Origin of the sequence: Thermomonas sp., from assembly GCF_025993755.1 — a bacterium.
Classification (GTDB): domain Bacteria; phylum Pseudomonadota; class Gammaproteobacteria; order Xanthomonadales; family Xanthomonadaceae; genus Thermomonas.
The window spans coordinates 18,198-28,108 of record NZ_JAMQHN010000151.1; the positions used below are offsets into that span (position 1 = coordinate 18,198).

The following is a 9,911-nucleotide window of genomic DNA, read 5'->3' on the forward strand; positions in this document are numbered from 1 at the left end:
CGAGGGCCGCCACGCCGGAACCGGAAACACGCCATGCCGCAAGCACCGCTCCCGATGCATTCGCAGCCGGTGCCGTTCTGGCGACGCCCCGGCGCGATCGCCCTGTACCCGCTGCGCGGCGCGGCGCTGGTCACGCTGATCCTGCTGACCGTTCTGGGCATGCTGGGCTGGCTGCCCAGTTCCGGGTGGATCTTTTCCATCATCGTCTACTTCGCGGGCTACAAATACGCCTTCGAGATCCTGCTGCGCACCGCCAACGGCGATGACCGTCCGCCGGAGGTGTCCATCGAAGCGCAAAACGGCGCGGTCTGGCGGCTACTGGGCGTCCTTCTGGCACTCTCGATCGGCGTCAAGCTGGCGTTTTTCGCAGGCATCCCCGCTGCCGGGGTGCTGGCGCTGGCGTTGTTCACCTTCATCCAGCCCGCGGTGACGGCACTGCTGGCCACCGGCGACGGGCTGTTCACCGCGTTGAACCCGGCCAACGCCGTACGCATGATCGATCGCATCGGTGCAGCCTATTTCGTCGTCGCGGCAGCGCTGCTGCTGATCCAGATCGCCGTGGTGCTGGCCAGCGCGTCGCTGGCGTCCAACCTGCCCGGTTTCCTGGCGTCACTGTGGATCGACGCGCTGTTTTTCTGGGGACTGTTCGCCAGTTTCCACCTGCTGGGACTGGCAATGTACCAATACCACGACGCGCTGGGCTACACGCCATCCAGACACGCCAACGCGCTGCCCACACCGCAGGACCGCGACAGGGCCTTGCTGGATCAGGTGAGCATCCACGCCTCCCACGGCGATCCCGCCGGGGCGATCGCGCTGCTGCGCGACGAACTGCGGGAACGCCCGCTGGCGCCTGCCGTGCACGAACGCTATCGGCAACTGCTGCGCGAGGCCGGCGACAGCGAAGCGCTCGACGCACACGCCGGCCTCTACATCGCAATGTTGGCGCAAAGCAAACAGGATCGACTGGCGCTTGGGGCGCTGCGCGAGGCGCTGGACGCCAATCCGCATTTTTCGCGTCTCGATCCCGAACTCCGCGAAGGATTGGTGCGCCGCGCGCTGGAGCTTGGCCAATCCCGTCTGGCCGTCGATGCAATGCAGGCACTCCTGCGCGCCGACCCGCGCCATCCAGACGCCACAGGCTGGGCCCTGCAAGCCGCGCAGTTGCTGCAGGATCGATTCGGCGAATCAACCGCTGCGCTCTCGGTGCTCCAAACCACCCGCGCCACCTGCCGCAACGAGGCGGGAATCGCCGAACTCGACGCAGCCATCGCGCGGTTGCAACCCGTGGAACCGGACGCATGAGCCGCTGGCGGCCACCGCCGGAAAAGAGCACCGCGCTGATCACGCCCGCGGGCCATGCGCGGCTGAAGGCCGAGATGGACGAGCTGTGGCGGGTGCGCCGGCCCGAGGTGGTCAAGGCGCTGGCGGCGGCCGCGGCCGAGGGCGACCGTTCCGAGAATGCCGAGTACATCTACCGCAAGAAGCAACTCGGGGAAATCGACCGCCGCGTGCGCTACCTGAGCAAACGACTGGAAGTCCTGCGCGTGGTCGAAACCGTCCCCAGCGATCCCGGGGCGGTGTTCTTCGGCGCCCGGGTCGAACTGGAAAACCTTTCCAGCGGCGAATGCCACCGCTATCGCATCGTCGGCCCGGACGAGACCGACGCCGGGCTCGGCTGGATCAGCATCGACGCTCCGCTGGCGCGCGCCATGCTGAAAAAACGCGTGGACGACGAATTCGAAGCAATGTTGCCGGGCGGGCCGGTGCGTTTCGTCGTCAACGAGATTCGCTACGACGCCTTGTAGCAGTGGGTCCTGCCCGCGACCCTCCATCCCGGAATCGCGCCCATGGGGCGCTCCCGCAAGGAGATGCGCGGTCAGGCGTTGTACTCGACCTCGCCGTAGAGATCGTGCTCGTCGCTGCCCATGATGCGCACCTGCACGAACTCGCCGGGGCGCAGACCGGCTTCGCGGCCATCCTGGATCTGCACCAGGCCATCGATTTCCGGAGCGTCGGCCCTGGAGCGGGCAATGGCCAGTTCACCGTCGATGGCATCGACCAGGCAGGTCTGCACCGTGCCGACCTTGGCCTCCAGCCTGGCGGCGGAAATCCCGGCCTGCCGCTCCATGAAACGCGCCAGTCGCTCCTGCTTCACCTCTTCCGGCACCGGGTCGGGCAGATCGTTGGCCTTTGCGCCCGTGACGGGCGAATAGGCGAACGCGCCGACGCGGTCGAGTTGGGCCTCGTCGAGAAAGTCCAGCAGCGTCTCGAACTCCTGCTCGGTCTCGCCGGGGAAGCCAACGATGAAGGTGCTTCGGATGGTCAGCTCGGGACAGATGTCACGCCAGTTGTGAATGCGCTCCAGCGTTTTTTCCACCGCGCCGGGACGCTTCATCAATTTCAGGATGCGCGGACTGGCGTGCTGGAAGGGGATGTCCAGATACGGCAGGATCCTGCCGTCCGCCATCAGCGGAATCACGTCGTCCACGTGCGGATACGGATAGACGTAGTGCAGGCGCGTCCACACGCCCAGTTCCGAAAGTCCCTCGCACAGTGCCTTCATCCGGGTTTCGTACATGCCGGTGCGCCACAGCCTGGGTGCATATTTCATGTCTGCGCCATAAGCGCTGGTGTCCTGCGAGACCACCAGCAATTCCTTCACACCGCCGCGCACCAGCTTTTCGGCTTCGCGCAGCACCTCATCCACCGGCCGGCTGACCAGGTTGCCGCGCATCGAGGGGATGATGCAGAAGGTGCAGCGATGGTTGCAGCCTTCGGAAATTTTCACGTAGGCGAAATGATGCGGGGTCAGCTTCAGGCCGTAGTCCGGCAACAGATTCAGGAACGGATCGTGCTTTGGCGGCAGCGCCGTGTGCACGGCTTCCATAACGCTGGCGTAGTCCTGCGGGCCACTGATGGACAGCACGCCCGGATGGGCCTCGCGGATCAAGTCGGCGCGCTTGCCAAGACAGCCCGTCACGATGACCTTGCCGTTCTCGGCCATCGCCTCGCCAATGGTGTCCAACGATTCGGCCACGGCGCTGTCGATGAAGCCGCAGGTGTTGACCACCACCACATCGGCATCGTCGTAGGTCTGCACCAGGTCGTAGCCTTCCACCTTGAGCTGGGTGAGGATGCGCTCTGAATCCACCAGCGCCTTGGGGCAGCCGAGGCTGACGAAACCGACCTTGGGGCTGGCGATTTTGGGTTGCGACAGTGGCATGACAACGCGACTCGAAAAGGTGCGAGATTATACGTTGCGTGGTCGCGGGCGCCCGGATCGCGCGCCGAAGCATTCCGAGGGAGGCATCGATGGGCGACTGGCACACACTGTTCACCTCCTGCGGCACCGTGCGGGCCTGGTTGGCCAAGCCGGAAGCCGAGCCGCGCGGCGCAATCGTCGTGGCGCACGAAATCTACGGCCTGCTGCCCCACTACCAGAACCTCTGCGAGCGTTTGGCGCAGGCGGGTTTCATCGCCCTGGCCCCGGCCTACTTCGACCTGGTCGAACCCGGGTTGGTCCTGCCCACGGATCGGGCCGGTTCCAACCGCGGCCGCGCCATCGTCGACCGGCTCGGTCTGGACTGCGGCGTCGATGTCACCGAGGCCGCGACCGACTTTCTGGCAGGCTTTGGCCACTCGGTCGGCGTCGTCGGCTTCAGCTGGGGGGGCACGGTGGCGCTGCTGGCCAATACCCAGCTCGGACTTCCTGCCGTCAGCTATTACGCCACCCGCAACCTGCCCTGGCTGGACGAGAAGGCCGGCGCCCCGCTGATGTTCCACTTCGGCGCGCTGGACTCCGCCATCCCGGAAGAGGCGATCGCGCAGCACCGGCAAAAACAGCCGCAGGCGCAGGTGTTCGTGTACGAACACGCCGACCATGCCTTCAACCGCGATCCGGATCCGCCCTACCAGCCCGAGGCCGCCGCGCTGGCCTGGCGACGGAGCCTCGACTTCTTCACGGAGCACCTGTCATGAACATCTGGCAACTGGATCTTCGCCTCGCCGACGACACGGTTCCCGTCGCCGACCTGCCATTGTGCGAAGTGCGGCTGATTGACGACGCCAACCATCCCTGGCTGGTTCTGGTGCCCAAGGTCGTCGACGCGGTCGAGATCCTCGACCTCACGTCCTCCCAGCGCGCCATGCTGGGTGCCGAGATCGCGCTCGCCTCGCGCGCACTGAAGAAACTGTTCCGGCCCGACAAACTCAACGTCGCCGCGCTGGGCAATCTGGTGCCGCAATTGCACATCCACGTGATCGCGCGCTTTCGCACCGACATCGCCTGGCCGCGCCCGGTCTGGGGCGCGGCGGACGCCCGCCCGTACGCGCCGGAAGATCTGGTCGAGCGCGTCCGGGCATTGGCACAAGCATTGGGATGATTGTGTCAAGGCCGATAGCCGGATGCCTCTGTTGCTGACGCCGAAAGTGCCGTTGCTCTTTGCCATTGGCGAACGCATGCGCGGCATCATGTGCCGATGCCAACCTCCATCGCTCCGCCCAGACTCGCCGTGATCGGCGGCGGCCCCGCCGGCCTGATGGCTGCGGAAGCAGCGCGGGCCCAGGGAATCGAGGTGCATGTGTTCGAGGCCAAGGGTTCGGTCGGACGCAAGTTCCTGATCGCCGGCAAGGGCGGGCTGAACCTGACCCACTCCGAACCTCGACCCGGCTTCGATGCGCGCTATCGGCAACGGGCCGGCGACGTCGGTACCTGGCTGGACGATTTCGACGCCGATGCGCTGCGCGAATGGGCGCGCGGTCTGGGCATCGACACCTATGTCGGCAGTTCAGGCCGCGTCTTTCCGATCGACCGCAAGGCCGCGCCGCTGTTGCGCGGCTGGGTGCGCCGGCTGAAGGATTCCGGCGTGCAGATGCACGTGCTGCATCGCTGGCTGGGCTGGACTGCGGATGGGCGGTTGCACTTCGACACTCCCGCCGGCGCACTCCACTTCGATGCCGACGCGGTGGTGCTGGCGCTGGGGGGCGGCAGTTGGCCGCAACTCGGCTCCGATGGCGCCTGGGCGCAGACGCTGGCGGCACGCGGTGTCGACCTCGCGCCGCTGGCTCCGGCCAACTGCGGTTTCGATATCGGCTGGAGTCCACACCTGACGAGCAAGCACGCCGGCGCGCCGCTGAAGCCGGTCGTCGCGCATTGGCGCGACGCCGTCGGCGTGGAACACGCCTTGCAGGGCGAATGCGTGCTGACGGCCACGGGACTCGAAGGCAGCCTGATTTACGCCATCAGCGCCGACCTGCGTGATGCACTGTCACGCGACGGTGCGACGACGCCGCAGCTGGACCTCGCCCCGGGCCGCGATGTCGAGCGGCTCGTGCGCGATCTTTCCAGGCCGCGCAACGGCCGCAGCCTTGCCGAGCATTTGCGCCGGCATGCCGGCATCGAGGGCGCCAAGGCGGCACTGCTGTTCGAACTTCTGGACAAGCCCATTCTGCAGGACATGCCGCGACTGGCCGCCGCGATCAAGCGCCTGCCGCTGCCGTTGCGCAGCGCAAGGCCGATGGCGGAAGCCATCTCCTGCGCAGGCGGGGTGCGGCTGGAGGCCCTGGATTCGATGCTCATGCTGCACGCGATACCGGGCGTGTTCTGCGCCGGCGAAATGCTGGACTGGGAGGCGCCCACCGGCGGCTACCTGCTGACCGCCTGTTTCGCCAGCGGCCTGCGCGCCGGACGCGGCGCGGCGGCATGGCTCGACGGGAATCGCGCTCAGGTGCGCGGCAGCGTCACCCCGGTCTGACCTTGGTACTTGCCGCCGCGATCCTTGTACGAGGTCTCGCACACGTCGTCGGCATCGGACTGGAAGAACAACATCTGCGCGACGCCCTCGCCGGCGTAGATGCGTGCGGGCAGCGGCGTGGTGTTGGAAAACTCCAGGGTGACGTGACCTTCCCACTCCGGCTCCAGCGGCGTCACATTCCCGATGATCCCGCAGCGCGCGTAGGTGCTCTTGCCCAGGCACACCACCAGCGTGTCGCGCGGGATGCGGAAGTATTCGACGGTACGCGCCAGCGCGAACGAATTGGGTGGGATGATGCACTCGTCGCCGACCACGTCGACGAAGCTCTTGGGATCGAAGTGCTTGGGGTCGACGATGGTGGCGTTGATGTTGGTGAACACCTTGAACTCGCGCGCGCAGCGCACGTCGTAGCCGTAGCTGGAGGTGCCGTAGCTGACGATCCGCTGGCCATCGGCCTGCTTGACCTGGCCCGCCTCGTACGGCTCGATCATGCCGTGCTGCTCGGCCATGCGGCGGATCCAGCGGTCGCTTTTGATGCTCATGCGTCGTTCCAGTGGCGTTTGGAGCGCAATTGTAGCGGGCGGGCGCAGCCGGAATCGCGGTCGATGCCGTTCGAACGCCCGCTCACTTCATCAGCGAGGCCATGATCCCGGTGCGGACCTTGGGACGCGCCTTCAGCCGCTCCAGCAACGCCTTCGCGGCCGCACGGTAAGCCTTGGCCGCAGCCGACTGCGGCTCGGCGACGACAATCGGGGTACCGGCGTCGCCGTGTTCGCGGATCGCGACTTCCAGCGGCAGGGAACCCAGCACCGGCACGCCGTACTGGCCGGACATCCACTCGGCGCCGCCCTTGCCGAAGATGTGCTCGACGTGGCCGCAATGGGAGCAGACGTGCGCGGCCATGTTCTCGACCAGCCCGAGCACCGGGATCTCGACCTTCTCGAACATCTTCAGCGCCTTGCGCGCGTCCATCGTCGCCACTTCCTGCGGCGTCGTCACCACCACCGCGCCGGCCACCGGGATGCGCTGGGCCATGGTCAGCTGGATGTCGCCGGTGCCCGGCGGCAGATCGACCACGAGGATGTCGAGGTCGCCCCAGCGGGTATCGCGCAGCAGCTGGGTAAGCGCCTGGGTCACCATCGGCCCGCGCCAGATCATCGGCGTGTCGTCGCCGACCAGGAAGCCGATCGACATCGCCTCGATGCCGTAGGCCCGCATCGGCTCGATGGTCTTGCCGTCCGGACTGTCGGGCTTGCCGGACAGGCCGAGCATGGTCGGAACGCTCGGGCCGTAGATGTCGGCGTCCAGCACACCGATCTTCAGGCCTTCGGCCGCCAGCGCCAGCGCCAGATTCACCGCGATCGTCGATTTGCCGACCCCGCCCTTGCCGGAGCCGATCGCGATGACGTTGTGGGCATTGGGCAGCGGTTTGAGCTCGCCCTGGACGGCGTGGGAAGGCAGACGCGACATGAAGACAATGAAAACCAGGTCGGAGCTTGCCAGTCTAGCGCCTGTCGCAATGGAGGCCGACGATCTGGATCAAGCTGCGGCCAAGTACACCAGAGGCTGAACGGCGCCCGCCGACCGCTTCCATACCTCGCCGAATGGGGTATAAAGCGAAGGCAGGGGCGCGCCGCGTCCCGTATTATCCGTGGAGGGAGAAGGCAGATGCGCAACATGATCTTGGCAGCGGTGCTCACCTCGTTTGCGTTCGGCGCAAGCGCACAGAATCTTTCCTCGCCGATCGGCCATTGGCGGACGCTGGACGACGAGACCGGCAAGCCGATGACGGTCACGGAAATCTACGAGGCACAGAACGGCACCCTGGCCGCGCGAATCACCGAGAACCTCGGTCTGCCGGCCACCTGCACCGGCTGCAGCGGCAAATACAAGAACAAGCCCTTCGTCGGCATTGTCACGCTGTGGAACCTCACCCCCACCGGCAACGGCACCTGGGGCAACGGCAACGGCTACAAGCCTTCGGACGACCGCAATTTCAAGGCCAAGTCGGTTCGACTGGTCGACGGCGGCCGCAAGCTCGAAGTCAAGGGCTGCGTGGCCTTCATCTGCAAGACGGCGACCTGGGTTCGCGTCGACTGAGCGACATCCACGGCATGGGCGGCCTGACGGCCGCTCATGCCTTCCGCCAGCTACCTTCGGCAACCAAGCCCGGTTAACATGCCTTGGCATCGGCATGTGAATCCAAGCGGAGGTCTTCGGTGCAGCTGATTTCAGGATGGATTCCAGGACGAGCGATGTCGTTCCTGTTCGCCGCAACCTTGTTATCCGCGGCGACCCTCGCACAGGCGCAGAACTCGCCCGTCGGCCGCTGGAAAACCATCGACGACGCCACCGGCAAGCCCAAGTCGCTGGTCGAGATCTATCAGGCCAACGACGGCACGCTGGCGGGTCGGGTGGTTGAAATCCTCGACCTGAAGGACGGCCCGGATCCGCTGTGCACCGAATGCGAAGGCCCCAACCGGAACAGGCCCATCCGCGGCATGGTCATCCTCTGGGGATTGAAGCCGGACGGCCAGTTGCGCTGGACGCACGGGCGCGTGCTCGATCCGGAAAACGGCAAGGACTACAAGGCCAAACTGGAATTGCAGGGCGGCGGACAGCGACTGGCCATGTCCGGCTGCATCTATTTCCTGTGCCGGCAGCAAATCTGGATCCGGGAGTGAGGCGCCGGCCGGGAGGCCGTGAACGGCGCGCGCACTGACCGCGGACCCTGTGCGTGCGACAATCCGCGCTTTCGCTTGCACAAACATGCCATGTCCCGCTCCGCCCTCGTCACCAACGCTCTCCCCTACGCCAACGGCCCGCTGCACCTGGGCCATCTGGTCGGCTACATCCAGGCCGACATCTGGGTGCGGGCGCGGCGCATGCGCGGCGACACCGTGCACTACGTCTGCGCCGACGACACCCACGGCACGCCGATCATGCTGGCGGCGGAAAAGGCCGGGGTGACGCCAGAGGCGTTCATCGCGAAGATCCAGGACAGTCACGAACGAGACTTCGCCGCCTTCGGCGTGGCCTTCGATCACTACGACTCCACCCACTCGGCCCGCAACCGCGAGATCACCGAGCAGATCTACGCCCGATTGGAAGCGGGTGGCCACATTGCCCGCCGCAGCGTGGCGCAGTTCTACGACCCGGCCAAGGGCATGTTCCTGCCCGACCGCTACGTCAAGGGCACCTGCCCCAACTGCAAGTCGCCCGACCAGTACGGCGACAACTGCGAAGTCTGCGGCGCCGCCTACAGCCCCACCGACCTGATCGACCCGACGTCGGCGGTCTCCGGCGCCACGCCCGAAATCCGCGACTCCGAACACTTCTTCTTCGAAGTCGGCCGCTTCGAAGCCTTCCTGCGCCAGTGGCTGGCGCAGGACACCGCGCTGCCGGGGGTGAAGGCCAAGCTGATGGAATGGCTGGACGCCGACGGCGGCCTGCGCGCCTGGGACATCTCGCGCGATGCGCCCTACTTCGGCTTCGAGATTCCCGGCGCGCCCGGGAAGTACTTCTACGTCTGGCTGGATGCGCCGATCGGCTACCTGTCCAGCTTCCGCAACCATTGCAACGAAAGCGGCACGGACTACGACAGCTTCCTGCGCGCCGACTCGCAGGCCGAGTTGCACCACTTCATCGGCAAGGACATCGTCAACTTCCACGGCCTGTTCTGGCCCGCCGTGCTGCACGGCGCCGGCCTGCGCGCGCCCACGCGCCTGCACGTCAACGGCTACCTGACCGTGGACGGCGCGAAGATGAGCAAGTCGCGCGGCACCTTCATCATGGCCCGCACCTACCTCGACGCCGGCCTGGATCCCGAGGCGCTGCGCTACTACTTCGCCGCCAAGTCCTCCGGTGGCGTGGACGACCTCGACCTCAACCTGTCCGACTTCGTGGCGCGGGTGAACAGCGATCTGGTCGGCAAGTTCGTGAACCTCGCCAGCCGCTGCGCCGGCTTCATCGGCAAGCGCTTCGCCGGCCGACTGGCCGCCGCGCTGCCCGATCCCGACCAGTACGCCCACTTCGTGGCGGCGCTGGACGGCGTCCGCGCCGCCTACGAGGCCAACGATCCGGCCAGCGCCATCCGCCAGAACATGGAGCTGACCGACGAGGCCAACACGTAACTCGACGACCACAAGACCTGGG

The 9,911-nt window shown here is 66.5% G+C and carries 10 protein-coding genes and 1 pseudogene; 8 read left to right on the forward strand and 3 right to left on the reverse strand.

All coding sequences use genetic code 11. The features are described 5' to 3' along the window. The first annotated feature begins 33 nt into the window (after positions 1 to 33). Complete coding sequence (locus Q0X16_RS11070) at positions 34 to 1,305, forward strand: hypothetical protein (protein WP_297834263.1); 1,272 nt, start codon at positions 34 to 36, stop codon at positions 1,303 to 1,305. Next, a complete protein-coding gene (gene greB, locus Q0X16_RS11075; protein WP_297834266.1) occupies positions 1,302 to 1,808 on the forward strand; it encodes a transcription elongation factor GreB in 507 nt (168 codons plus the stop codon). The genes Q0X16_RS11070 and greB overlap by 4 nt, the downstream gene beginning before the upstream one ends. Positions 1,809 to 1,879: 71 nt before the next feature. Here the strand turns inward: greB and rimO are convergent, their stop codons facing one another. Then, entirely contained in the window at positions 1,880 to 3,226 is a 1,347-nt protein-coding gene (rimO, locus tag Q0X16_RS11080) for a 30S ribosomal protein S12 methylthiotransferase RimO (RefSeq protein ID WP_297834269.1), read from the reverse strand. Between the two features lie 89 nt (positions 3,227 to 3,315). Here rimO and Q0X16_RS11085 point away from each other — a divergent pair, with 89 nt between their 5' ends. The 3 genes from Q0X16_RS11085 to Q0X16_RS11095 all read left to right on the forward strand — a co-directional run bounded on the left by Q0X16_RS11085 (position 3,316) and on the right by Q0X16_RS11095 (position 5,756). Continuing rightward, positions 3,316 to 3,981: a dienelactone hydrolase family protein gene (locus Q0X16_RS11085; protein WP_297834272.1), complete on the forward strand. Its 666-nt coding sequence runs from the start codon at positions 3,316 to 3,318 to the stop codon at positions 3,979 to 3,981. Next, positions 3,978 to 4,385 carry an HIT family protein gene (locus tag Q0X16_RS11090; RefSeq protein WP_297834275.1) on the forward strand — a complete coding sequence of 136 codons (408 nt, stop codon included), beginning with the start codon at positions 3,978 to 3,980 and terminating at the stop codon, positions 4,383 to 4,385. The genes Q0X16_RS11085 and Q0X16_RS11090 overlap by 4 nt, the downstream gene beginning before the upstream one ends. 96 nt (positions 4,386 to 4,481) lie before the next feature. Next, positions 4,482 to 5,756, forward strand: a complete 1,275-nt coding sequence (locus Q0X16_RS11095) for a TIGR03862 family flavoprotein (RefSeq protein ID WP_297834277.1) — start codon at positions 4,482 to 4,484, stop codon at positions 5,754 to 5,756. On the opposite strand, the gene dcd is transcribed toward Q0X16_RS11095, so the two are convergent. Then, positions 5,726 to 6,298: a dCTP deaminase gene (dcd, locus tag Q0X16_RS11100; protein ID WP_297834279.1), complete on the reverse strand. Its 573-nt coding sequence runs from the start codon at positions 6,296 to 6,298 to the stop codon at positions 5,726 to 5,728. The two genes, Q0X16_RS11095 and dcd, sit on opposite strands and share 31 nt — an antisense overlap. Before the next feature lie 82 nt (positions 6,299 to 6,380). Further along, a complete protein-coding gene (gene apbC / locus Q0X16_RS11105) occupies positions 6,381 to 7,226 on the reverse strand; it encodes an iron-sulfur cluster carrier protein ApbC (RefSeq protein WP_297834281.1) in 846 nt (281 codons plus the stop codon). A 198-nt stretch (positions 7,227 to 7,424) separates the two neighbouring features. Here apbC and Q0X16_RS11110 point away from each other — a divergent pair, with 198 nt between their 5' ends. The 3 genes and pseudogenes from Q0X16_RS11110 to metG form a co-directional block, all read left to right on the forward strand. Then, on the forward strand, positions 7,425 to 7,856 hold the full coding sequence (locus Q0X16_RS11110; protein ID WP_297834283.1) for a DUF2147 domain-containing protein: 432 nt from the start codon (positions 7,425 to 7,427) through the stop codon (positions 7,854 to 7,856). 155 nt (positions 7,857 to 8,011) lie between these two features. Further along, on the forward strand, positions 8,012 to 8,440 hold the full coding sequence (locus Q0X16_RS11115; protein WP_297834285.1) for a DUF2147 domain-containing protein: 429 nt from the start codon (positions 8,012 to 8,014) through the stop codon (positions 8,438 to 8,440). A gap of 90 nt (positions 8,441 to 8,530) precedes the next feature. Continuing rightward, a pseudogene (gene metG / locus Q0X16_RS11120) lies at positions 8,531 to 9,886 on the forward strand (methionine--tRNA ligase); the annotation flags it as partial. Between the last annotated feature and the right edge of the window lie 25 nt (positions 9,887 to 9,911).